Below are 22,690 nucleotides of genomic sequence, written 5' to 3' on the forward strand. Positions count from 1 at the left end.
CCACGCCGGCGCGCGCGCCGCGGCGCGGGCGCCGTCGCGACGATACGCTCGACCAGCGACGGCGCGGGCGGTGCGACCGTGTCGCACGCGAGCCACGCATCGAGGTCGGCCGCGTCGTCCAGCGCCAGCAGCGCTTCGCGCGGGTTCGCCTGCGCCCATGCTTCGGCGGCCGCTCGCTCGCCGGCCGGCCAGCGCCGCGCGTCGGAGCCGTACGCGGCGACGATGGTACGAAATCGTTCGGGTGTCATCGCTTGTCCTCGCTAGGTGGGTCGCCGGCCAGCTGCGCGCGCAGGTTGCGCCTCGCACGGGCAAGCAGGCTTTCCAGCGCATCGACGGTGATGCCCATCAGGTTGGCCGCTTCCACATTCGACATTTCCTGATAGTACTGGAGCACCAGCGCTTCCCGCTGCCTCGGCGGCAACGCGGCCAATGCCTGCCGCACGCGCGCGTCGCGCGAACGCAACTCCGCATGCGCGGCCGGCTCCGGTTGCGTGTCGGGCACGTCCGGCAGCGTATCGACGGGCTCCTCGCGGCGGCCGCGCAACCGGTCGTAGCAGAGATTCAGCACGACGCGATGCAGCCACGTATCGAAGCGCGCCTCGCCTTCGCGCCAGCGCGGCGCATGGTTCCAGATTCGCAAGAACGTCTCCTGCGCGACGTCCTCGGCTTCGTTCCGGTCGCCGAGCATGCGCGTCGCCAATGCGAGCAGCCGCGGCAGCTTGCGCGCGACCAGCACGCGCACTGCCGATGAATCGCGCGCGCCGACGCGCGCGACGAGTTCCGCGTCCGGATCGCGGTCGTCGCGATCGTTCAACGCCGCCCGCTCCGTCTCGCGGCGCGCGGGCGCCGCCCTGTGCCGGCAGGGATACCCGCCGCCCGGCTGAAGCTCATCGTCGTGCTCTCCTTGCATGCGTCGGGCCATCACCGGACGGCGCCACGCCGACTGTTCGTCGACGCCGTGCGCATCGCACACGGCGTCGGCCACGTCCGCTTCATCGACATCCGGTTCGCGCGGCATATCGATCCTGTCTGCCGGCCGCGCGACCGGCGGCCGGCGCGCTCAATATACGACGACCGGCGCGGGCCGGTAATACACCGGTCGGGCCGGCACCACGACGCAGCCGGCCAGCACCACGGCTGCGGCCGCCAGGATCACGATGGTTCGGAAAGGCATCGCTTCGACTCATGATGTTGCATGAAGAATCCGTCGCGCCGGCACGGCGTGCCGCGCGACGTCGTACGCATCAGGCCCAGTGGCCGGGCACCCAGCGCCAGGCCGGCCCGCGCGCGGCCCAATGCCCCGGTACCCAGTGATAACCGACACGCACCACTTGCCAGTGGCCCGGAATCCACACGTAGCGCCCTTGCCGCCAGTGCCAGTGCCCCTGGTCCCAGACGTAGCCCGCACGCGGCGCGGGCATCACTTCGACGCGTGGCGGCGGCGGGGCGACAGGCGCGACGATCACGGCCTGCGCGAACGACGCGGATGCCGCCAGCGCGGCCACGCAGGCCACGGCAAATCGCAATGGAACGGAAAGTTTCATGAAAGACTCCGAAGTAACGGGCATCGACCGGTTGCGGCCGTTCATGCGTTAAACGGCGCGGGCGAAGCGATTCCGTCGCGGAATCCGCAAATAAATTCCAGACGGACCGAACGGGATTCGGCGCGGGTCGGACGCCACGCCGCGCGATCGCGCGCGTATCGGCTGCCGCCCAGCCGGGTTGCGGCGCTGTCACAACGCGGCAAAACTGCCCTTCGACAATGCATGCGACCGGGATCCCGCTCGTTTCCGGTCCATGCCCCGGCCGCGCTCGCGCACGGCCCCACGGTTCCACCTCTCGCGTCCCCACCCACGAAAACACCGACCATGTCGAACCAGGACACTCTCCCTGATCAGCCGAACGAGCTGGCCGCTTCGGTATCGCGTCGCGGCTTCCTGAAACTTGCCGGCGTCTCCGGCCTCGCCACCGCCGCCGGTGGCCTCGCAGCCGCGCGCGCCGCCGCGTCGAATCCGGACGGCACGCCCGAACAGGTCCACCTGACGTGGGGCAACGACCCGGCGTCCGAGGTCGTGATCTCGTGGGCGTCGCTCGCGCCGGCCGTCAATCCGCGTGCGCGCATCGTCGCCGACGGCGAGCCGCCGCGTACCGTGCACGGCGTCCAGCGCCTGTACACCGACGGCCTGAACGGCGAAACCGTGTTCACGTACCACGCGCGCGTGCACGGGCTGAAACCCGATACGCGCTACCGCTACGAGATCACCGCCGACAACGACGGCAACGCCGCGCAGCCGTTCTCCGCCAATTTCTCGACGGCGCCGCGCGGCCGCGCGCCGTTTCGCTTCACCAGCTACGGCGATCTCGCGACGCCGAACGGCGCGTGGGTGCTGTCGTCGCCGCAAAGCCGGTTCGCGGTGCAGGCCGTCGAGCAGTTCCAGCCGCTGTTCCACCTGCTGAACGGCGACCTCTGCTACGCGAACCTGAACCCCGCGCACCAGCCCGAGGTGTGGCGCGATTTCGGCAACAACAACCAGACGTCGGCCGCGAATCGCCCGTGGATGCCGTGCCCGGGCAATCACGAGATCGAGTTCAACAACGGCCCGCAGGGGCTCGACTCGTATCTCGCGCGCTATTCGCTGCCGGAGAACGGCACGCACTTCCCGGGCCGCTGGTACAGCTTCCGCGTGAGCTCGGTGCTGTTCGTGTCGCTCGACGCCGACGATGTCGTGTACCAGGACGCCGCCGCGTTCGTCGGCGGCCCGGCGCCGCTCGTGCCGGCCGCGAGCACGGGCCGCCCGCCGATCGAACCCGGCACGTCGTTCTACGTGCGCGGCTACAGCAACGGCGAGCAGACGCGCTGGCTCGAACGCACGCTGCGTCATGCCGCGCATGACGACGACATCGACTGGATCGTCGTGCAGATGCACCAGGACGCGCTCAGTTCGTCGAAAACGGGCAACGGTTCGGACAAGGGCATTCGCGAAGCGTGGCTGCCGCTGTTCGACCGCTACGGCGTCGATCTCGTGCTGTGCGGCCACGATCACGACTACGAGCGCAGCTACCCGGTGCGCGGCTGCAATCACCGCGCGGGCGTCGACGCGACCACCGGCGAAGTGGTCGAGACGCTGCAGCCGCGTCCGGTCGGCTCGAACGACCCGGACCGCACCCGGTTCGACACGAGCCACGGCACGATCCACCTGATCCTCGGCGGCGGCGGCACCAGCGCGCCGCTCGACGTGTACGGCGAGAATCCGTCGACCGGCTTTGCGCGTGCGAAGGTGTTCACGAAGCCGAACCGGCCGGTGCCGGGCACCGCGCCGAACACGTTCGTGCGCCAGCCGGCCGATGCGCTCGAGGATGCGATCTGGTCCGCGCGCCGCGACACGGGCACCGGCTACGGGATCGCCGTGTTCGACCATGACCCGGGCAAGCCGGGCGGCCACACGACGATCACGATGCGCTACTACCACGCGCCGGGCGCCGACCAGCACCCGAGCGCGCAGTACGAACTGTTCGAAACGATCGAACTGAGCAAGAAGCGGCACGAACGGTGATCGTGCGGGCGCCCGCCGCGGCGGGCGCCGGTTGCACGGCCATCGAGGGACGGGATGCCGCGGCACGGGTTAGACTGCGCGGCTCGCCCCCCGGCCCACGAAGATGAGTTTCGAATACCGCATCCACACGATCCCGTCGGCCAACGCATTCGATGCCATCGCGAATGCGCTGCGGCAAGCGCATCGCGGCATCGACATCGATCGCAATCGACAACGGCTCGAGGTTCGGGGCGACACCGCCGGCTGGCCGCTGATCGGCCTGACGACCGACGAAGAGGGATTCTTCCTCGTCACGACGCTCGGGCCGACACGGGATGCGATGCTCGACTCGATCGGGCGCGCGTTGTCGGCGATCGGCGCCGCATGGCGTATCGACGACGCGTGATCGACTCGCGCACCCGAATCGGCCGTACACGCCAGTCCGGCTGCATCGCCGCAACGGCATCGCCCCGTTAAAATGCGCGGTTCCGTCGAAATCATCCCCATTGCATCGCCGCGCGCGATGACGACGCGCGCGAGCGGCCCCGTATCATCCGAAATCGAATTGGCATGTTGAAACAGGTAGGACGCATGAAACGCAAGAGCAGGGCAACGCTCGCCGGGCTCGGCGCGGTATTGTTATGGGCCTCGGTGGTCGCGCTCGTTCGCGGCGTCAGCGAAAGCCTCGGCGCGACCGGCGGCGCCGCGATGATCTATACGGTGGCGTCCGTGCTACTGGTGTTTTCAATCGGCTTCCCCGACCTGAGCAGGTTCCCGAAAAGCTATCTGCGCTGGGGCGGCCTGCTGTTCGTGTCATACGAGCTGTGCCTCGCGCTGTCGATCGGCTATGCCAGCAACGGGCAGCAGGCGATCGAAGTCGCGATGGTCAACTATCTGTGGCCGAGCCTCACGCTGGTCGCCGCCATCGTATTCAACAAGCAGCGCGCGAACCTGCTGGTCGTACCGGGTGTCCTGCTGTCGATGCTCGGCATCTGCTGGGTGCTCGGCGGCGACCGCGGCCTCGATCCGGCCGGCATGCTGCGCAACGTCGCGGACAATCCGCTGAGCTACGGCCTCGCATTCGTCGGCGCGCTGATCTGGGCAGCCTATTGCACGGTGACGGCGCGCCTCGCCGGCGGCAAGAACGGCGTCACGCCGTTCTTCATGCTGGTCGCCGCGGTGCTCTGGATCAAGTTCGCGATCGAAGGCGGCGGCGGCATGACGTTCAGCTTTCACGCGGTCCTGTATCTCGTGCTGGCAGCGTCGGCGCTGGGGTTCGGCTATGCGGCCTGGAACACCGGCATCATGCATGGCAACGTGACGGTCATCGTCGGTGCGTCGTACTTCACGCCGGTGCTCGCCGCCGCGCTCGCCGCGACGCTGCTGCATGCGCCGCTGTCTGTCGAATTCTGGCAAGGCGCGTTGATGGTGTGCGGCGGATCGATCCTGTGCTGGCTTTCGACGCGCAGCCGACGCAACGACAAGGCCATGCCCGTTCGGGTCGGCAAGAAGGCCGAAGGCAATTGCCACGGTTGATGCTGCCCGGCGCGATCGGCGCAAGGCCGGCCGGCAGCCGGCCGTTCCCCAAGCGCCCGCCTTCGCGCGCTAGCTTCGCGACTCCAGCGCGATCCGCACGGCGAGTCCGGCCAGCACGGTACCCATCAACCAGCGCTGGGCCGACGCCCAGAGCGGCCGCCCCGCGAGAAAGCCCGCGATCGAACCGGCCATGCACGCGATCAGCGCGTTCACGCTGACGCTCACCGCGATCTGCACGCAGCCCAGCACCAGCGATTGCGCGAGCACGCTGCCGTGGCCCGGCGACATGAACTGCGGCAACAGCGACAGATACATCACCGCGATCTTCGGGTTCGCCAGGTTCGTGACGAAACCCATCGCGAACAGCCTGACGCGGCTGTCGTGCGGCAATTGCCGGACCTGGAACGCGGAGCGGCCACCGGGTTTCAGTGCCTGCCACGCCAGGTACGCCAGATACAGCGCGCCGGCGAAGCGCAGCGCGTCGTATGCGTACGGCACGGTCATCACCAGCGCGGTGATGCCCAACGCCGCGCACAGCATGTAGAACACGAACCCCAGCGCGACGCCGCCGAGCGACACGAGCCCGGCGCGGCGGCCCTGGCAGATCGAGCGCGACACCAGGTAGATCATGTTCGGTCCGGGCGTCAGCACCATGCCGAGCGACACGAGTCCGAATGCAAACAGGGTGGGCAAGGCCGGCACGGCAATCTCCTTCGGCGCAACGATGACGAGGTCCGATCAATGTATTGCATTCCGGCAATCATCGGCATGAATAAACTGCACGTCGCCCATGAGCGCCGTTCATCGCACCGGCTGCGCGCTACCTGCCCTTTTTCGCGCGTGCGTGGATCGCCTTCCCTGCCTTCGCACGTTGTGCGTCGACGAGTTTCACGAATTCATCGGTTACCGCGTTGCCGGCCGTATTCCAGGCCAGCCGCACGGAACGATGCAGCCGCGGCGACAGTTCCAGCACGCGGCCGCCGAACGGCGTGTACGTGAGCGTGATGCGCGGCACGATCGATACGCCCATGCCGGCCTCCGCCATCGACAGAATGGTGCGCATCTCGACCACGTTGAACGCGGCCCGCAGCGGCGCGCCGCCGCGCGCGAAGTAATCCGCGATCAGCGGCCCGCATCCGGCCTTCGAAAAAATGAACGGCGCCGCGGACAACTGCCTGGCCGACACGCGCTTGCGGCCGGCGAACATGCCGTCCGCCGCCACCGCGACGAAATCCTCGTCGAGCAGCGGCAGGTTGTGCGCGAACGTCTTCGTGCCGGCCACCACGCCGACGTCGGCGGTCCCGTCATCGATCCATCCCTCGACTTCGCTGTCCGTGCCTTCGAGCAGCACCGCCGATACGCCTTCGTGCAGGCCCTTCAACGCCTCGAGCGCGGGGACGACGAACGCCAGCGAGACGCTGGGCAGCGACGCGACCACCAGCCGCCCCTCGAGCTTGCCGCGCGACAGGCTGAACTGCTGGCGCAGTACCTGCGCTTCACGGACGACGCGCTGGACGTAGGGCCACAGGCGTTCGCCCGCCGCCGTCAGGACGACCGGCTGCCGGTCACGCCAGAGCAGCTTGACCTGCGTGAGATCCTCCAGCTCGGTCAGCGCATGACTGATCGCGGACTGGCTGCGGCTGAGCCGGTCCGCAGCGGCCGTGAGCGATCCGAGTTCGACTACGGCCGCCAGGGCCTGCAACTGGGCTAGCGTCATCGGATTTCCTTGTTTCCATGACATGTACTTGCTGCATGAAGCGGCAATTCCTCATGAATTATATTGAATCGCGTCCATCGTACGGAACACCGTGCCCGCGCCACGCCGCGGTCGAGCCGGACATCGCCGGCAGCGCTCGGGTAAGATGTCCGCGCGACTCGCCGTGCCCTTGCATGCGCACCGGCCGGCAGTCGATTAGCCCGGTTGAACCACGCCGCCGCGTTGCTCATGCTCGCCGGCGCGACCTGCCGGATCGGCCCCGACATGCCACGCCATGATTCATTTCAATCTGACTGAAGGTGTACTGGTTTCCAGCCTGCAGGCGCTGTCCGTGCTCGACCTGGCCGGCATCGCCGTTGCGTTGCTGCTGGGCGGGATGGCCAAGGGCATCACGGGAATCGGCGTGCCGCTGATCGCGATGCCGATCCTCAGCCAGTTCCTGCCGATCCGGCAGGCGGTGCTGCTGCTGTCGATGCCGATCATCCTCGGCAACATTCCGCAGGCGCTGGAAGGCGGCCAGGTACTCGCGACGGCCAGGAAAATCGCCGCGCCGATCGCAGGCACCGTGATCGGCAATATCGTCGGCGTCGCGATCCTGCTGTCGCTCAATCCGGGACACGCGCAGGCGGCATCCGGTGCGCTGCTGATCGTGGCCGCGGCGCTAATGCTCGCCGCGCCGAAACTCAACCTGCCGGAAGCGTGGCAAAAACCAGTCGGGTTCGCGCTCGGCTTTGGCGCCGCGCTGATGGAAAGCATCGCGTCGGTTCCGGGGCCGCTGCTCGCGACCTACCTGATCTCGGCCGGCGCGACCGGGCGCGTGTTCACGAAGCAGATCGCGATCATCCTCGTGGTGTCGATCGTCACGCTGATCACGACGTTCAGCGGCGCCGCGCATGCGAGCGGCGCCGACCTGGCGATCTCGGCGGCGGCCAGCCTGCCGGCCATCGCCGGCATGTGGCTGGTTCGCCCGCTGCGGGACAAGATGTCGCCGAAGATCTTCCGGATGGTCGTCCTGCTGTTCGTGCTCGTCGCGGCCTCGCAGATGATCTGGAAATCGGGCGTGTTCCGGCCCGGCTCGCCTGTCGCCCAGGGCGACCACGCGCGCGCGGTCCGGCAATAGCGGGCGGCGCGCCGTCATCGATCGCGCATGCGTTCTGAAAGCTGCAAGGCGTAGTATTCGCGGACCCGGCGTATCGCCCCCACCGTCAATGCCGACGATACGCTGCCGACTGTGCTGTACGCGCGCCGATGCCGACATCCGCGCCGCCACGTTTTCAGAGGCACGAAATGGAAACCTATGTGTTGCTGGGCTGCGGGTTGGGCCTCGGCCTGTTGATCGCGATCTGGGGCATCTGGTCGCTCGGATAAGGTAACCGAGCCCGTCCATGCGCAAGCCATCCGTATGCCGCCGGACGGGAAACCGTCATTTTAAGCAATACCACCGTCGATTTCTTCGCACTCCGATCGAGTTATCCGGCGGCATCGTTCATGCAAGCCGCCCCTTCTTCGGCGACACGCTCGACCGGGCCTCGCCGAAACGCACGCATTCGGCCTTGAGCCAGTCCGAAAACGCGGCGGTACGCGGATCGTCCGGGTTGCGTGACAGCAGCATGTAGCGCGCCGGCGCACGCACATGCACGCCGAACACATCGACGAGCCGTCCGCTCGCAAGCTCGTCGTGCACGAGCGCCGCGCGCCCCATCGCGACACCCTGATGGTTCAACGCGGCCGTGATCGCCAGGCTGGAAAAATTGAACTGCGGCCCATCCAGATGCCGGAGCCACGCCGGCCGGACGGCCTCCAGCCATGTACGCCACTCGACGAACTCGGAAGCGCCGACCCACGGTGCGGCATCGTGCAGCAACACGACGCCGTCCGGCGACTCGCCGCTGGCGAATGCCGGATGCCGCGCCAGATACGCCGGCGTGGCGACCGGGAACAGGATTTCGTCGAGCATCACCTCGGCATGCAGTCGACCGTATTGCACCGGGTCGTAGCGCACGGCCACGTCGATGTCGCCGGTCTCCATCGCCTCGCGATCCAGCACCTGGAACTCGGCCTGCACACGCACCGACACGTTCGGCTGTTGCCGGTGAAACGCGGTCAGGCGCGGCATCAGCCACTGCAATGCCAGCGATGGCAGGCAACTGACCCGCAGCGGCGCGTCCGACATGCCGAGCGCCTGAAGCGTGCGCTGGATATCGCCGAACGCACTCGACATCGTCCCGAGCAGAATCGCGCCCTTCTCCGTCAGCCTCAACCCGCGCGCCTGTCGCACGAACAGCGGATAACCCAGCCGGTCCTCCAGATTCCGGATCTGCTGGCTCACGGCGCTTTGCGTGAGGTTGAACGCCTGCGCCGTCTTCGTGAAGCTCAACAGCCGGCCGGCCGTTTCAAAGCAGTGCAACGCACCGAGGATCGAACCGTCCAGTCGCATATGTATAAGTCTAGCTAATGCATTGATTAGAAATCGGCGCTTTTGCGCGGTCGCCTTGAATCGTAGCATTCCAGCCCTGAATCTCGCTCAACGAACGCAAGGCCGCCCCGTGACCGCCACACCTCAACCCGACGATCTATTAGCCAGACTGCGATCCCGCCAACCGCTGCTGTGGCTGAACCCTGAAGCCGGCCGGCCGTTGCCGCAGGACGCGCCCTCACCCGACGCCATCGCTGCGGCCGAAGCGAGACTGGCGCGCTGCGCGCCGCTGATGGCCGAGCTGTTTCCCGAGCTCGCGGCCACGGCGGGAACGATCGAATCGCCGCTGATGCCGGCGGACACCTTGCAGCGCGCGTTGTCGCACGCGGACGACGCGCACGGCGCCTGGTTCATCAAGCGCGACGATGCATTGCCGGTCGCCGGTTCGATCAAGGCGCGCGGCGGTTTTCATGAAGTGCTCGCGCTCGCCGAGTCGATCGCGATCGAACACGGGTTGATCGCCCCCACTGCCGACCGGCGGATCCTCGCGTCGGCCACCGCCCGCGCGTTGTTCGCCACCCATACCGTCGTCGTGGGCAGCACCGGCAATCTCGGCCTGAGTATCGGCGTGATGGCCGCCGCGCTGGGGTTCGAATCGGTCGTCCACATGTCGACCGACGCAAAGCCGTGGAAGAAGGCGCGCCTGCGACAACGCGGCGTCCGCGTGGTCGAGCACGACGGCGATTACGCGCAGGCCGTCGCCGCCGGTCGATCGCAGGCGCGCGCTCAACCGCGCTGCCACTTCGTCGACGACGAAGGCTCGCTGATGCTGTTCCTCGGCTACGCCGCGAGCGCCCGGCATCTGGCCGCGCAGCTCGCCGAATCGGGCCGCCGCGTGGACGCCGCGCATCCGCTCTTCGTCCATCTGCCGTGCGGGGTCGGCGGCGCGCCAGGCGGCATCACGTATGGCCTCAAGGCGCTGTTCGGCGAGCACGTGCACTGCTTTTTCGCCGAGCCCGTCGCGGCGCCGTGCATGCTCGTCCAGCTCGCTGCCGGTGCGGGCACGCCGGTGTCCGTCTACGACATCGGGCTCGACAACCGGACCGAGGCCGACGGCCTGGCGGTCGCGCAAGCGTCGCATCTGGTCAGCCCGCTGATGGCGTCGCAACTGTCGGGCGTCTTCACGGTCGGCGACGCGCAGCTCTACGCGCAGTTGCGCGCGGTTCAACGCGCCACGGGCGTGGAACTGGAACCGTCAGCCGCGGCCGCCGTCGGCGGGCCGGGCTGGCTGGCCCGGTCGGCGGCCGGCAGAGACTACCTGCGCCGCCACGCGATCGACATGCGCGCGTCCACGCACGTCATCTGGGCAACCGGCGGCTCGCTCGTTCCGCCGGAAGAACACCGCCGCTTCCAGTCTCACGCGGAGGCGCTCGCCGCCGCCGGCGCGTGACGCGTTCCGCCCGGCGCCCAGCCCGGTTCCCGAAGACCGGGTAGACTGTCCGGATGGAACAATGCCGTTATTGCCAGAGAATCCGCGATGAATGGGATTGCCACGGCGACGAATGCCGCCGGGCAATCGCCAAGGCGCTGCGCCGGCAGCGTGCGGGCCTGCCGATGGTGCCCGATCGCATCCGCAACGAACTCCCGTCCGGCGCGCCGACCCAGCAGGTGATCGCCGTCCTGTCGCGGCAGCGCCTGCGCGCGCGCCGCGGCAACGAGGAACGCCGCGAGCGCAAGGAAATCGACGACGACGTCTGAGCCGGCCGCCCCGCAGCCTGCCCGCACCGTTCCCGCTTCCCGCTGCCGCCGGGCGCCCGCCCGTACGCGCCATCCACGCCGCGCCCCGGTCGCCTTTCCGTTGCACACCCGGCAATACACAATGGGGACGGAAGATATTTTTCGCGGAATTATTGCCTCGCCTGCAACGATCTTTCGCTGAAACTCACGTTTACCCTAGGTCGACCGGCGCCTACGATGTAATCAACCGCTTACGACATGGTGTCGAACGCGGAAAGCCAATAAACATCGGAGGTCATCATGAAATCGCTCGTTTCCGCAGTCGTTGCCGCTGTCGCCCTGTCCGCTTCGTTCGGCGCATTCGCCCAAAGCACCGTGACCCGCGCCCAGGTGCGCAACGAACTGGTCCAGCTCGAACAAGCCGGCTACAAGCCGGGCCTGTCGAGCCCGTACTACCCGGCCGACATCCAGGCCGCCCAGGCCCGCGTGCGCGGCGCCGACAACAGCGGTTACGGCGCACAGCCGGCCGCGACCGTCCAGGGCGGTGCACCGGCCGTGAAGCCGCAAAGCGCGCACGACTCGGTCTACTTCGGCCACTAAGCCTGCCGCCGCGCGCATCGCGCGCAGTGCGGCCATGCGACGAGCCCGTCCCTGACGGGCTCGTCGCGTTTGCAGCCCCAGTTTCGCCGCCCGATCGTCAGCGGCTGCCGCCCGATGCGACCCGGTCGCCTGCGTCCGTCGCGACGCCGCCTCGGACCAGATCCTGATAGCGCACGCACACGCACTGCGGGCACGCCTTCGCCGCGTACATCGCCGCATCGGCCTTGACGAGCAGTTCCTCGGCCGACGCGCCGTCGGCCGGATACTCGCTGACACCGATGCTTGCACCGACCGCCACGCGCCGATCGCCGAACTCCAGCTCCTCGGCCATCACGATCTGGATGCGCGCCGCGACGTCGCCGATCACCGCCGGCGAACGCACGTCCGCGATCAGCACGATGAATTCGTCGCCGCCGAGCCGCGCGACCATGTCGCCGCTGCGCAGCGCGCGGCTCAGCCGCTTCGCGACCGCGACGAGCGTGCGATCGCCGGCCGAGTGCCCGTGCTGGTCGTTGATCTGCTTGAAGCGGTCGAGATCGACGAACATCACCGCCAGCCCTTCGCGTACCGCCGCCGCATGCCGGATCGCAGCTTCGAGATGCTCCATGAACAGCAGGCGGTTCGGCAGCGCGGTCAGCGGGTCGTGGCCGGCGAGGTGCGCGAGTTCCTGCTGCTTCGCACGCAGCATCGCGACCTGCGTGCGGATCTCGACGCGCATGCTGTCGAAACAGCGCGCGAGTACGCCGATCTCGTCGGCGCGCGCGATCGGCAGCCGCTCGGCGGCCGAATCGTCGAACACGTGGGTCGCGGCACGCGCCAGCGTCTGCAGCGGCCGCGTGATCGCACGCGCGAACAGGATCGCGAGGATCGCCGCCAGCAGGCTCGACACGAGCACCATCCGGACGATCCGCTCGCCGAGCACGCCGGCCGGCGCCAGCACGTCCGCGAGCGGGCGCGCCATGCCGAGCACGACGAAGCGGTTGCCCTCGTCGTGCCCGAACGGCGTGCGCGCGAACGCGAACATCTGGCCCGGCGCCTCGTCGGGCTGCGCGAGTCCATTGAGCGTCACGTTCGTTTGAGCATGGTCGAACAACGCGCGGGTGGCGGTGAAACGGTCCTGCATCAGCACGCGCCGGCCGCGGTCGAAACCGAACGTCTGCGCCGGATCGGGATGCACGAGAAAATCACCCCACTCGTTCGCGAGATAGACCGCATAGTCTTCCGGCAGGTCGCGCTCGAGCCGGTCGAACACGCGCGACAATTCGACGTCGACGACGAGCGCGCCGACCGTGCGGCCGGACATGTCGACCACCGGTGTCCCCACGCGCAGGATCGGCAGCCCCTCGGCCTCGTGCGATCCCGTCTCGTGATTGATCACGATCGGTGACAGGTAGATGTGGCCGGGCGCCATCGCGAGCGTGTCGAATACGTAGGAAAACTGCCCTTTCTCCTGGAAGGCGCTTTCGGGCAGCACGACGATGCCGCTCGCATCGCGAACGACACGGATACGTTCGATCCCGAAATGCCCGCTCGCGATCAGGCGGATCTGCAGGTACTCCGGATGATTTGTCATGAAGCTCCGGTACACCTGCTCGAGCCGCGTGCGGCGTGCGATGTCCGGCTTGTCGTCACCCGCGACGAACGCGGACGACGGCAACTGCGCGAGCACGAGCGCGTCGTCGGCAACATCCGCCAGCGCGGTCGTGAAGCGTTGCCCGAGCAGTTGCGTCGACATCAGCAGGCTGTGCTGCGCTTCCTGCACGAGCATCGCGCGATTGGCGCGATACGCGTAGTAGCCGGTCGTGCCGGACGCGATCACGCCGATGCAGGCGAACAGCACCGACAGCTTCGACACGAGCCCGAGCCGGATCATTTTCCGAACCGCTCCGGCCGGTCGCCCGACACGATACGGCTCCACAACGATTCGCGGCGGGCAATGTTCTCGACGGGCTGGAGCCACACAAGATGCTGGTGCCCGGTGTCGAGCCCCGACGGCGGCTCGAGCGTATTCGCGAGCCCCTGGCGCTCGGTCAGCAGCGCGCCGATCGCCGGTTCGAGCATGTAGTTGATCCACGCGAATGCCAACCCGGGGCGTTGCGCGCCGCGCGTGACGGCCCAGCAGTCGAGCCACGCGAGCGCGCCTTCTTCCGGGATCACGTAGCCGACGTCCGCGCCCGCGCGCCGCAGCAGTTCGACCTGCTGCGTGCCGTAGTTGCCGAACATCAGTGCCGCGCGATGCTGGACGAACAGCGCGGTCGCCTCCTCGGGCAGCGTGTAATACGTCAGCAGGTTGCGGCGCAGGTCGATCAGCTTGCGCGCGACCGCGAGCGTCTGCGCGGACGACAGCCGGAACGGATCGGAATAGCCGAGCGCGAGCGCGGCGAACGAGAAATTGTGCTGCGCGCTGTTGAAGTCGAGCACCTTGCCGCGGTAGCGCGGATTCCACAGCTCGCGCATCGAGCGCGGCGCGGCCGGCACCTGCTTGCGGTCGTAGATCAGCCCCATCGACGAATACGTGAACGGGATCGCGTAGGTCGTGCCGTCCTGCACGAGCCCGCCGATCGTCGCGACCTGCTGGAAGTTAGGCAACTGGCGCCGCCGGTTCGGAATGCGCTGCAGGTCGATCGGCGCGAGCAGGCGTTCGCGCGCATAACGCTGGATCTCGGCCGTATTCGCGGCCAGCACGTCGTACGGCGGCGGCGACGCGCTGTGCATCCGCGACCACAACGCTTCGTCGGAGTCGACGAACGTCACTTCGACGCGCGCGCGAAACTGCGCCTCGAACGCGCCGACGATGTCGCTGTCCGCATAGCCGGGCCATGCGAGCACGCGCAGCACGTTGTCGTTGACGGTTTCGGGAGAGGCGGAGAACGCCGGCACGACGGGTGCCAGAAAGCCTATCGTCAATATGATGAGCAGGCTGCGCACGGCGCCGCGTGCACGCTTGCGTGCACCGATTCCCCTGATCAATCGGACCCCGCGTGAATCGCCCGGCTGCATTCGACTGTCCTTTTTCGAGTCGATGCGATATCCCGCAACGAGACCATAAATCGGACGGTCGCGCAATTGGAAGAAGCCGTACGCGGCGCGCATGTTCGCCGGCACCGGCGACGGCGGCGACATGCGGCATGCGGCATGCGGCGTGGCTACAGCGGCCCGCGTCGCGCCGCGGAAACCCGCGTCAGCGCCAGGCCTGCGTGAACTCCGCGATCACGCGCGACAGGTGTGCACGCATCGCGTCGCGCGCACCTGTCGCGTCTCGCGCCATGATCGCCGCGAAGATCCGCTGATGGTCCTCCTGCGACGCCTCGCGCAGCGCGGTCGAGTGAAAGTGCTCCTCGATCTTGTCCCACAGCGGATCGCTGCGCGCGCAGTCCCACATCGCCGTGACCATGTGCAGCAGCACCGTATTGCCGGTCGACTCCGCAATCCGCAGATGAAACTGGCGGTCGGCCGCGTCGTACGCGGCCTTGTCGGCCATCTGCTCGCGCATCGTCGTCAGCGAGAGAAACAGGCGGTCGAGATCGGCGTCCTTGCGTTCGGTCGCCGCGAGCGCCGCGACTTCCGCTTCGATCAGCCCGCGCGCGCGCAGCGTCTCGATCGGCCCCGGGCCGCGCGGCATCTCGAACGTCACCGGCCGTGCGGCGTCGGCCGCGGACACGTAGATGCCGGAGCCGATCCGCACTTCGACGATCCCCTGCACCTCGAGCGCGATGATCGCCTCGCGCACCTGCGTGCGACTCACGCCGAACTGGTCGGCCAGACTGCGCTCCGACGGCAACCGCGCGCCGGCTTCGAACGCGCCGGCGGCCACCATCGCGTGAATCTGCCGCGCAAGACCGATATAGGAGCGGTCCGCGGCATCGGTGTCGCGGCTGGCGGGCAGGCTGGAAAGATCGGTCATCGAAAGGCTCGCAACAGGCTGGCCGGCGCCGTCGCGGCACCGGATCCTCAAAATGGTACACCAATTTCAACCCGCACCTGATTCGGCTTGTCGGCCCGTCCTGCCGCGCAATCGCGGATGCTGTCTGTCCTCCTTGCGATATCCTCACAACTGGTAAACCACTATCCAGCCTAACTGGCATACCAATCATAATCCGCTCACCGGCACCGGGCCGCACGCTGCGGCCCGGTCGTCCGTGCATGAACCGCCAGCCAGGAGCCGCTCCAGTGAAGATGTCTTTCCGTTGGTACGGCGAGTCCGATCCGGTCTCGCTGCAATACATCCGCCAGATCCCGGGCGTCACGCATATCGTGTCCGCGATCTACGACGAACCGGTGGGCGAAGTCTGGCCCGCGCACAAGATCGAAACGCTGAAAGCAACGATCGAGCGCGCCGGCCTGCGGTTCGAAGTCGTCGAATCGGTGCCCGTGCACGAGGACATCAAGCTCGGCAAGCCGGGGCGCGATCGTCTGATCGACCACTACCGGCAGACGATCCGCCATCTCGGCGCGGCCGGCATCCGCGTCGTCTGCTACAACTTCATGCCCGTGTTCGACTGGACGCGCACCGAGCTGTCGAAGACGCTCGCCGACGGCTCGACCTGCCTCGCATTCAGCACCGACGCGGTCGACCGGATCGATCCGAACGACGGCATCGCGCTGCCCGGCTGGGATTCGAGCTACCGGCCCGAACAGCTGCAGGCCCTGCTCGCCGACTATCGCGACGTCGACGAAGCCGCGCTGTGGGCGAACCTCGAGTACTTCCTGAAGGCGATCATCCCTGTTGCCGAGGAAGCCGGCGTGAAGATGGCGATCCACCCGGACGATCCGCCGCGCCCGATCTTCGGGCTGCCGCGCATCGTGAAGCACCGCGACGATCTCGCGCGGATCCTGCGCATCGTCGACACGCCCGCGAACGGGCTGACGCTGTGCTCGGGTTCGCTCGGCGCGGGCCCGCAGAACGACGTCGAGGCGCTGGTGCGCGAGTTCGGCGCGATGGGCCGCATCCACTTCGCACACATCCGCAACGTGAAGGTCGACGCGAACGGCGATTTCGAGGAAACCGCGCACCTGTCGCGCTGCGGCTCGCTCGACATCGCCGCGATCGTGAAGGCGTATCACGACACCGGCTTCACCGGCTACGTGCGCCCCGACCACGGCCGCATGATCTGGGGCGAAACGGGCAAGCCCGGCTACGGCCTGTACGACCGGGCGCTCGGCGCGGTCTACCTGAACGGCCTGTGGGAAGCGCTCGCGAAGTTCGACCGCACGCCGCACGCGTCGCGGTAATCCGCCCATCGAGGCAGCCGGCGCAGCGGATCGCCGGCCGCCCGTCACGACATTCCGCACGGAGACACCGCATGCCACGCATCCGATGGGCCATGATCCTGATGTGCTTCCTGGCCAACGTCATCAACTTCATCGACCGCGCGAACCTCGCGATCGCCGCGCCCAGCATCCGCGCCGACCTCGGCCTCGACGCGGTCGGCATGGGGCTCGTGCTGAGCGCGTTCTTCTGGACCTATGCGTTCCTTCAACTGCCGGCCGGCTGGTTCATCGACAAGGTCGGCGTGCGCGTGAGCCTCGCGCTGGCCGTCGGCTGGTGGTCGGTGTTCACCGTCGCGACGGGCGCCGCGCGCGGCCTCGCGCAACTCGTGGGCGTACGGCTGATGCTCGGCGTCGGCGAAGCGGCCGCGATCCCGTCGTTCGCGAAGGTCGCGTTCAACTGGTTCCCGCGCAGCGAGCGCGGGCTCGCGAGCAGCATCTTCGACAGCGGCTCGCGTGTCGGCTCCGCGCTGTCGCTGCCGCTCGTCGCGTGGCTGATCTCGATCGTCGGTTGGCGCGGGTCGTTCGTGATCACGGGCGGCATCGGCATCGTGTGGGCACTCGCCTGGTGGTTCGTCTATCGCGACCCCGAACGCTACCGCGCGATCGCACCCGATGCCGTCGATGCGCTGCTCGCGCAACGCGGCGCACCGGCCGTTGCGGCCGCAACCGATGGCCCGACCGTATCGTGGCTCGACCTGTTCCGCTATCGCACCGTGTGGGGGATGATGATCGGCCTGTTCTGCCTGAACTTCGCGATCTACTTCTTCATCACGTGGTTCCCGAGCTACCTGCTGCAGTCGCGCGGCTTCTCGCTCGCGTCGCTCGGCACGTGGGGCATGCTGCCCGCGCTGCTCGCGATTCCCGGCGGCTGGCTCGGCGGCTACGTGTCGGACAGCCTGTTTCGCCGCGGCTGGAGCGCCACCGCCGCGCGCAAGACCTGCCTCGTGCTCGGGATGCTGCTGTCGTCGTCGATCGCCCTGTCCGCGCTCGTCGAAAACACGTGGGCGTGCCTCGGACTGTTCGCCCTCGCGTATGCCAGCCTGTCGTTCGCCGGCGCCAACGTGTGGACGCTCGTCGGCGAAATCGCGCCGACGCCCGCGCACGTCGCGTCGATCGGCGGCATCCAGAACTTCGCGGGCAATCTCGCGGGAATCTTCATCACGACCTTCACGGGCGTGATGCTGTCGATCACCAAGGGCTCGTTCGTCGTGCCGCTCGCGGCGGCCGGCGCGCTGTGCGTGGTCGGCGCGCTGTCGTACCTGTTCGTCGTCGGCAAGGTCGAGCCGCTGCCGCCGCTGCGCGGCCGTGCGAACGGGCGGAATGCGGCGCCGAACGCGGCCTGACACTGCCGGAACGCGCGGCCGGTGCCCCGCGCTTTCCTTTTCGGGCCGCCCGTCGGACAATGACCCGCGCCCGCCGGCGCGGCGCCACTCCGGCCCGCGCGCGGCGACGGCGCGCCCCGCCCACGCCGATGAAACGCTACGAAACCCTCGCCCATACGATCGCCGACGACATCCGCAACGGCAACCTTGCCGTCGGCACGCGCCTGCCGTCGCTGCGGCAGATCATCGCGCAGCACGGCGTGAGCCAGTCGACGGTGTTTCGCGCGTATTACCTGCTCGAACAGTGGGGCTTGATCCGTGCACGCGAACGCTCGGGCTATTACGTCGCGCCGGGCGCCACGCCGGCGGCGAACCCCGCCGCGAAGCGCCGCGCGAGCCGCGCCGGCGCCACGCGCAAGGTCGACATCAGCAGCCTCGTGTTCTCCGTCCTCGACGCGGCCACGCAGCCCGGCATCGTGCTGCTCGGTTCCGCGTTCCCCGCGCCGCAGCTGTTTCCGCTGCCGCGCCTGGCGAAGTCGCTCGCGCAGGCCACGCGGCTCGTGAGCCCGTGGAGCACGGTCGTCGACCTGCCGCCCGGCAACGAGGCGCTGCGCCAGCAGATCGCGCGCCGCTATCTCGCCACCGGCATCTCGCAGCCGATCGACGAGATCGTCGTCACGAACGGCGCGCTCGAGGCGCTGAACCTGTGCCTGATGGCCGTGACTCGGCCCGGCGACGTCGTCGCGGTCGAAGCGCCCGGGTTCTATGCGGCGCTGCAGGCGATCGAACGGCTCGACCTGCGCGCGGTCGAGATTCCCGTCGATCCGCATACGGGCCTCGATCTCGATGCGCTGGCAAACGCGCTCGACCGGCACGCCATCCGCGCGTGCTGGTTCATGACCAATTTCCAGAATCCGACCGGCGTCACGCTGTCCGCCGAAAAGAAGCGTGCGCTCGTCGACCTGCTCGCGGCGCGCGAGGTGCCGCTGATCGAGGACGACGTGTACGGCGAGCTGCATTTCGGCCCCGACTATCCGCTGCCCGCGCGCGCGTTCGATCGACACGGTCTGGTGATGCACTGCAGCTCGTTCTCGAAGACCCTCGCGCCCGGCTACCGGATCGGCTGGGCCGCCGCCGGCCGCTTCGCCGAGAAGGTGCAGCGGCTCAAGCTGATGACGACGCTGTCGGCCAGCATTCCCGCGCAGGCCGGCATCGCGAACTATCTCGAGCACGGCGGCTACGACCGCCACCTGCGCAAGCTGCGCGGCGCGCTGCACGCTCAGCTCGACCGGATGGACGACGCGTTGCGGCGCTGGCTGCCGCCCGGCGTCGAATGGGTGCGGCCCGACGGCGGATACTTCCTGTGGCTCGCGTTTCCCGACGCGATCGACGCGATGGAGTTGCACCGCCAGGCGATCGCTCGCGGCATCAGCGTCGCGCCGGGCCCGCTGTTTTCGGCCGCGCACGGCTTCGAGCGCTGCGTGCGCGTGAACTTCGGTCATCCGTGGAGCCGCGACATCGAGCGTGCGATCCGCGTGCTCGGCGAACTGGTCGCGCAGCCGCCGGTCCGCAAGGCAGGCTGATCGTTCACGGTACGCGCGGTGCGTGCCGCCCACGTCGCGGCCATGCAGGCAATCCGCGCGCGGGTTACATTGCGGATCCCGCCGCACCTTCACGATCTCCCATGAGCCAACTGCCTTACCTCGACCACGACGCCCTGTTGAAACTGACGGCCGAAGCGGCGCACGTCACGCAATCGTGCACGTGCACGAAGACGTCGCTCGCCGGATGGACGACCCTGCCGCTGTCGCTTCAGGATGCGCAACTGACCGAAATCGCCACGCTCGTGCCGCCCGGCGACGCCGAGCCGACCTATGCGGAGCATCACCCGGCCGGCACGCGCTACGCGTCGGACGACGCACCGATCGCCCTGCGCCATTTCCCGTACAACCGCTGCAGCGTCAGCCGCTGCCGCTCGTGCGGCCGCTTGTTCCTGCGCTATCAGGAAGGCGGCGGCTACTTCATCGACCAGCGCATCCGCGCGCTCGATCCGGCGCTCGTCGTCGACGCCAGCGTTTGATCGCGCAGCGGGCATGGCCGCATGCCCGGTCTCCCGCGCCGGCGCCTGCGTGTCGCCCGCCATCTGCTGCGCCTTTTTCGTCCCGTTCTGCTGCTTGTCCCGCCGCACCGCGTTCCCTACGCTGTCTCCCGTTGCCTGACATCCGTCGCAACGCCTGTCCGAGCCGCGCGCAATCCGCGCCGCGGCGCTTCTCGCGTATCACGTCATGTACCGATATACCGATTTCGACCGGGCGCTCGTGCACAGCCGCGCCGCCCAGTTCCGCGACCAGCTCGAGCGCTGGCAGCACGGCACGCTGAGCGAAGACGCGTTCCGGCCGCTGCGGCTGCAGAACGGCTGGTATGTGCAACGCCACGCGCCGATGCTGCGCGTCGCCGTGCCGTACGGCGAGCTGTCGAGTGCGCAGCTCCGCGTGCTGGCGCGAATCGCGCGCGACTACGACGTGCCCGACGACGCCATCTACCGCGCCGCATGCGACGCGCAGGCGCTGCTCGGCACGTTGCGCCTGCCGACCCGCAGCGCGCACTTCACGACACGCACCAACGTGCAGTTCAACTGGATTCCGCTCGCGAAGGCGGCCGACGTGATGGACCTGCTCGCGACCGTCGACATGCACGGCATCCAGACGAGCGGCAACTGCATCCGCAACATCTCGTGCGACGAGCGCGCGGGCGTCGCGCCGGACGAGATCGCCGATCCGCGCCCGTTCGCCGAAGTGATGCGCCAGTGGACGACGCTGCATCCCGAATTCGCGTTCCTGCCGCGCAAGTTCAAGATCGCGATCACCGGTGCGACCGAAGACCGCGCGGCAACTGACTGGCACGACGTCGGGTTGCAGCTCGTGCGCGACGACGCGGGCGAACTCGGCTTTCGCGTCAGTGTTGGCGGCGGAATGGGCCGCACGCCGATGATCGCGACGCTGCTGCGCGCGTTCCTGCCGTGGCAACACGTGATGAACTACATCGAGGCGATCGTCCGCGTGTACAACCGCTACGGGCGCCGCGACAACAAGTACAAGGCCCGCATCAAGATCCTCGTGAAGACCGAGGGGCAGCGCTACATCGACGACGTCGAGGAAGAGTTCCGCCAGATCGTCGTCCTCGACGGCGGCCCGCACACGATCCCGCAGGCCGAATTCGATCGCGTGGCCGCGTCGTTCGTCCCGCCGCGGCTCAAGTCCCGCACGCTCGACCTCGCCGGCGCGCAGGCACGCGTATCCGCACAGGCGGCCCGTCATCCGGCGTTCGCGCGCTGGCTCGCCCGCAATGTCGCCGCGCATCGCGATCCGGCGCTGCGCATCGTCACGTTGTCGTTCAAGCGCCGCCTGCAGGCCCCGGGCGACGCCTCGCCGGACCAGCTCGACGCGCTCGCCGATCTCGCCGACCGCTTCTCGGCCGGCGAGGCGCGCGTCACGCACACGCAGAACGTCGTGCTGCCGTGGGTGCATGTCGACGATCTGTTCCTGCTGTGGGAAAACGCCCGCGCGATCGGGCTGGCGAGCGCGAACGTCGGGCTGCTGACCGACATGATCGCGTGCCCGGGCGGCGATTTCTGCGCGCTGGCGAACGCGCGCTCGATCCCGATCACCGACGCGATCACCGAGCGCTTCCAGGATCTCGACCTGCTGCACGACATCGGCGACCTCGACCTGCACATCAGCGGCTGCATCAATTCGTGCGGCCATCATCACAGCGGCCACCTCGGCATCCTTGGCGTCGACAAGGACGGCGCGGAGTGGTACCAGGTGACGCTCGGCGGGGCGGACGGCTCCGCCGCGAGCGGCCCAGCGCGGCCGGGCAAGGTGATCGGCCCGTCGTTCTCGGCGGACGAGATCGTCGATGTCGTCGATGCGATCGTCGGCGCGTACCTCGACGCGCGGATCGACACGAACTGCCGCAGCGAACGATTCATCGACACGGTGCGCCGCATCGGCGCGGAGCCCTTCAAGGCCGCCGCGAACGACGCGCGCCACCGGGCGGAGCACGCATGAACCAGGAAACCTCCATCGCACACGCACGCATCCGCCTGCTGACGCCGGCCGACCACGCCGACGACACGCAGCCGCACGACGACGCGACGCTGACGATCGGCAACGACGAGGAACTGGCGCCGCTCGCCGCGCAAATCGCGCAAGCCGCCCGCATCGACCTGCAGTTTCCGTCGTTCACGGACGGACGCGCGTACAGCCAGGCGTACCTGCTGCGCAAGCGCTTCGGCTTCGCCGGCGACCTGCGCGCGACCGGCGAGGTGCTGGTCGACCAGTTGCTGCTGATGGAACGCACGGGGTTTTCGAGCGCGGTGCTCGCCGACGACACCGAAATCGCGGCCGCACGGCGGCAACTCGACCGGTTCCCGGGCTTTTATCAGCGCGACGCGAGAACGGCCACGCCGCCGCACGACACGGCGGCGACGGCGGCGACGGCGGCAGCGGCCGGAAAATGAAACGGGCGGCACGCTGGCCGCCCGTACGATGAACCG

General features: G+C 68.4%; 21 protein-coding genes and 1 pseudogene. 13 read left to right on the forward strand and 9 right to left on the reverse strand.

What is annotated here, in order from left to right; genetic code table 11:
• The 3 genes and pseudogenes from G3N62_RS14800 to G3N62_RS14810 all read right to left on the reverse strand — a co-directional run.
• Positions 1-248: pseudogene (locus G3N62_RS14800) on the reverse strand (hypothetical protein); the annotation flags it as partial.
• Positions 245-1,018, reverse strand: coding sequence for an RNA polymerase sigma factor (locus tag G3N62_RS14805; protein ID WP_080287995.1), 774 nt, complete (start codon positions 1,016-1,018; stop codon positions 245-247). The pseudogene G3N62_RS14800 and the gene G3N62_RS14805, both read right to left, overlap by 4 nt.
• Positions 1,019-1,244: 226 nt before the next feature.
• A complete protein-coding gene (locus tag G3N62_RS14810; RefSeq protein ID WP_034191652.1) occupies positions 1,245-1,544 on the reverse strand; it encodes a YXWGXW repeat-containing protein in 300 nt (99 codons plus the stop codon).
• Between the two features lie 324 nt (positions 1,545-1,868).
• Between G3N62_RS14810 and G3N62_RS14815 the strand changes: the two genes are divergently transcribed.
• The 3 genes from G3N62_RS14815 to yddG all read left to right on the forward strand — a co-directional run bounded on the left by G3N62_RS14815 (position 1,869) and on the right by yddG (position 5,069).
• Positions 1,869-3,554: a metallophosphoesterase family protein gene (locus tag G3N62_RS14815; protein WP_124669938.1), complete on the forward strand. Its 1,686-nt coding sequence runs from the start codon at positions 1,869-1,871 to the stop codon at positions 3,552-3,554.
• A 103-nt stretch (positions 3,555-3,657) separates the two neighbouring features.
• Entirely contained in the window at positions 3,658-3,939 is a 282-nt protein-coding gene (locus G3N62_RS14820; RefSeq protein ID WP_124669937.1) for a hypothetical protein, read from the forward strand.
• Positions 3,940-4,124: 185 nt separating this feature from the next.
• Positions 4,125-5,069, forward strand: a complete 945-nt coding sequence (gene yddG, locus G3N62_RS14825; RefSeq protein ID WP_148094411.1) for an aromatic amino acid DMT transporter YddG — start codon at positions 4,125-4,127, stop codon at positions 5,067-5,069.
• Between the two features lie 69 nt (positions 5,070-5,138).
• Here yddG and G3N62_RS14830 read toward each other — a convergent pair whose 3' ends face one another.
• On the reverse strand, positions 5,139-5,771 hold the full coding sequence (locus G3N62_RS14830; protein WP_034191268.1) for a LysE family translocator: 633 nt from the start codon (positions 5,769-5,771) through the stop codon (positions 5,139-5,141).
• A 118-nt stretch (positions 5,772-5,889) separates the two neighbouring features.
• Positions 5,890-6,786 (reverse strand): LysR family transcriptional regulator, encoded by an 897-nt coding sequence (locus G3N62_RS14835; protein ID WP_034191267.1) that lies wholly within the window; start codon positions 6,784-6,786, stop codon positions 5,890-5,892.
• Between the two features lie 274 nt (positions 6,787-7,060).
• Between G3N62_RS14835 and G3N62_RS14840 the strand changes: the two genes are divergently transcribed.
• Complete coding sequence (locus G3N62_RS14840) at positions 7,061-7,906, forward strand: sulfite exporter TauE/SafE family protein (RefSeq protein WP_034191266.1); 846 nt, start codon at positions 7,061-7,063, stop codon at positions 7,904-7,906.
• Between the two features lie 366 nt (positions 7,907-8,272).
• On the opposite strand, the gene G3N62_RS14845 is transcribed toward G3N62_RS14840, so the two are convergent.
• On the reverse strand, positions 8,273-9,223 hold the full coding sequence (locus tag G3N62_RS14845; RefSeq protein ID WP_124669935.1) for a LysR substrate-binding domain-containing protein: 951 nt from the start codon (positions 9,221-9,223) through the stop codon (positions 8,273-8,275).
• A 109-nt stretch (positions 9,224-9,332) separates the two neighbouring features.
• Here G3N62_RS14845 and G3N62_RS14850 point away from each other — a divergent pair, with 109 nt between their 5' ends.
• From G3N62_RS14850 to G3N62_RS14860, 3 genes are all read left to right on the forward strand, one after another.
• The gene (locus G3N62_RS14850) at positions 9,333-10,652 is read left to right on the forward strand and encodes a D-serine ammonia-lyase (protein WP_124669984.1); all 1,320 of its coding nucleotides are present in this window, start codon (positions 9,333-9,335) and stop codon (positions 10,650-10,652) included.
• Between the two features lie 53 nt (positions 10,653-10,705).
• Complete coding sequence (locus G3N62_RS14855) at positions 10,706-10,960, forward strand: hypothetical protein (RefSeq protein ID WP_027791787.1); 255 nt, start codon at positions 10,706-10,708, stop codon at positions 10,958-10,960.
• A gap of 279 nt (positions 10,961-11,239) precedes the next feature.
• Entirely contained in the window at positions 11,240-11,539 is a 300-nt protein-coding gene (locus tag G3N62_RS14860; protein ID WP_069704701.1) for a DUF4148 domain-containing protein, read from the forward strand.
• 97 nt (positions 11,540-11,636) lie between these two features.
• Here the strand turns inward: G3N62_RS14860 and G3N62_RS14865 are convergent, their stop codons facing one another.
• From G3N62_RS14865 to G3N62_RS14875, 3 genes are all read right to left on the reverse strand, one after another.
• Positions 11,637-13,412 carry a GGDEF domain-containing protein gene (locus G3N62_RS14865; RefSeq protein ID WP_034191263.1) on the reverse strand — a complete coding sequence of 592 codons (1,776 nt, stop codon included), beginning with the start codon at positions 13,410-13,412 and terminating at the stop codon, positions 11,637-11,639.
• Positions 13,409-14,539: an extracellular solute-binding protein gene (locus G3N62_RS14870; protein WP_034191651.1), complete on the reverse strand. Its 1,131-nt coding sequence runs from the start codon at positions 14,537-14,539 to the stop codon at positions 13,409-13,411. Before G3N62_RS14870 ends, G3N62_RS14865 begins: the two co-directional genes overlap by 4 nt.
• Before the next feature lie 181 nt (positions 14,540-14,720).
• On the reverse strand, positions 14,721-15,443 hold the full coding sequence (locus tag G3N62_RS14875) for a FadR/GntR family transcriptional regulator (protein WP_124608847.1): 723 nt from the start codon (positions 15,441-15,443) through the stop codon (positions 14,721-14,723).
• 266 nt (positions 15,444-15,709) lie between these two features.
• On the opposite strand from G3N62_RS14875, the gene uxuA reads away from it, so the two are divergent.
• From uxuA to G3N62_RS14905, 6 genes are all read left to right on the forward strand, one after another.
• Positions 15,710-16,771: a mannonate dehydratase gene (gene uxuA, locus G3N62_RS14880; RefSeq protein ID WP_176730020.1), complete on the forward strand. Its 1,062-nt coding sequence runs from the start codon at positions 15,710-15,712 to the stop codon at positions 16,769-16,771.
• Positions 16,772-16,842: 71 nt separating this feature from the next.
• Positions 16,843-18,153: an MFS transporter gene (locus G3N62_RS14885; RefSeq protein WP_124669934.1), complete on the forward strand. Its 1,311-nt coding sequence runs from the start codon at positions 16,843-16,845 to the stop codon at positions 18,151-18,153.
• A gap of 128 nt (positions 18,154-18,281) precedes the next feature.
• On the forward strand, positions 18,282-19,715 hold the full coding sequence (locus G3N62_RS14890; RefSeq protein ID WP_124669933.1) for a PLP-dependent aminotransferase family protein: 1,434 nt from the start codon (positions 18,282-18,284) through the stop codon (positions 19,713-19,715).
• Between the two features lie 101 nt (positions 19,716-19,816).
• Complete coding sequence (locus tag G3N62_RS14895) at positions 19,817-20,212, forward strand: hypothetical protein (RefSeq protein ID WP_049031645.1); 396 nt, start codon at positions 19,817-19,819, stop codon at positions 20,210-20,212.
• A gap of 205 nt (positions 20,213-20,417) precedes the next feature.
• A complete protein-coding gene (locus G3N62_RS14900; protein WP_124669932.1) occupies positions 20,418-22,202 on the forward strand; it encodes a nitrite/sulfite reductase in 1,785 nt (594 codons plus the stop codon).
• Positions 22,199-22,654 carry a DUF934 domain-containing protein gene (locus tag G3N62_RS14905; RefSeq protein ID WP_124669931.1) on the forward strand — a complete coding sequence of 152 codons (456 nt, stop codon included), beginning with the start codon at positions 22,199-22,201 and terminating at the stop codon, positions 22,652-22,654. Before G3N62_RS14900 ends, G3N62_RS14905 begins: the two co-directional genes overlap by 4 nt.
• The last annotated feature ends 36 nt before the right edge of the window (positions 22,655-22,690 follow it).

It is taken from the genome of Burkholderia sp. Tr-20355, assembly GCF_017104685.1.
Taxonomy (GTDB): domain Bacteria; phylum Pseudomonadota; class Gammaproteobacteria; order Burkholderiales; family Burkholderiaceae; genus Burkholderia; species Burkholderia seminalis.

Bases quoted from the DNA above. Each gene is read 5' to 3' on its own strand.
- G3N62_RS14865 (WP_034191263.1), bottom strand. From the start codon at position 13,412: ATGATCCGGCTCGGGCTCGTGTCGAAGCTGTCGGTGCTGTTCGCCTGC.
- G3N62_RS14805 (WP_080287995.1), bottom strand. From the start codon at position 1,018: ATGCCGCGCGAACCGGATGTCGATGAAGCGGACGTGGCCGACGCCGTG.
- G3N62_RS14810 (WP_034191652.1), bottom strand. From the start codon at position 1,544: ATGAAACTTTCCGTTCCATTGCGATTTGCCGTGGCCTGCGTGGCCGCG.
- G3N62_RS14895 (WP_049031645.1), top strand. From the start codon at position 19,817: ATGAGCCAACTGCCTTACCTCGACCACGACGCCCTGTTGAAACTGACG.
- G3N62_RS14840 (WP_034191266.1), top strand. From the start codon at position 7,061: ATGATTCATTTCAATCTGACTGAAGGTGTACTGGTTTCCAGCCTGCAG.
- G3N62_RS14870 (WP_034191651.1), bottom strand. From the start codon at position 14,539: ATGCAGCCGGGCGATTCACGCGGGGTCCGATTGATCAGGGGAATCGGT.
- G3N62_RS14905 (WP_124669931.1), top strand. From the start codon at position 22,199: ATGAACCAGGAAACCTCCATCGCACACGCACGCATCCGCCTGCTGACG.
- G3N62_RS14815 (WP_124669938.1), top strand. From the start codon at position 1,869: ATGTCGAACCAGGACACTCTCCCTGATCAGCCGAACGAGCTGGCCGCT.
- yddG (WP_148094411.1), top strand. From the start codon at position 4,125: ATGAAACGCAAGAGCAGGGCAACGCTCGCCGGGCTCGGCGCGGTATTG.
- G3N62_RS14875 (WP_124608847.1), bottom strand. From the start codon at position 15,443: ATGACCGATCTTTCCAGCCTGCCCGCCAGCCGCGACACCGATGCCGCG.
- G3N62_RS14860 (WP_069704701.1), top strand. From the start codon at position 11,240: ATGAAATCGCTCGTTTCCGCAGTCGTTGCCGCTGTCGCCCTGTCCGCT.
- G3N62_RS14845 (WP_124669935.1), bottom strand. From the start codon at position 9,223: ATGCGACTGGACGGTTCGATCCTCGGTGCGTTGCACTGCTTTGAAACG.
- G3N62_RS14820 (WP_124669937.1), top strand. From the start codon at position 3,658: ATGAGTTTCGAATACCGCATCCACACGATCCCGTCGGCCAACGCATTC.
- G3N62_RS14885 (WP_124669934.1), top strand. From the start codon at position 16,843: ATGCCACGCATCCGATGGGCCATGATCCTGATGTGCTTCCTGGCCAAC.
- G3N62_RS14900 (WP_124669932.1), top strand. From the start codon at position 20,418: ATGTACCGATATACCGATTTCGACCGGGCGCTCGTGCACAGCCGCGCC.
- G3N62_RS14890 (WP_124669933.1), top strand. From the start codon at position 18,282: ATGAAACGCTACGAAACCCTCGCCCATACGATCGCCGACGACATCCGC.
- G3N62_RS14835 (WP_034191267.1), bottom strand. From the start codon at position 6,786: ATGACGCTAGCCCAGTTGCAGGCCCTGGCGGCCGTAGTCGAACTCGGA.
- G3N62_RS14855 (WP_027791787.1), top strand. From the start codon at position 10,706: ATGGAACAATGCCGTTATTGCCAGAGAATCCGCGATGAATGGGATTGC.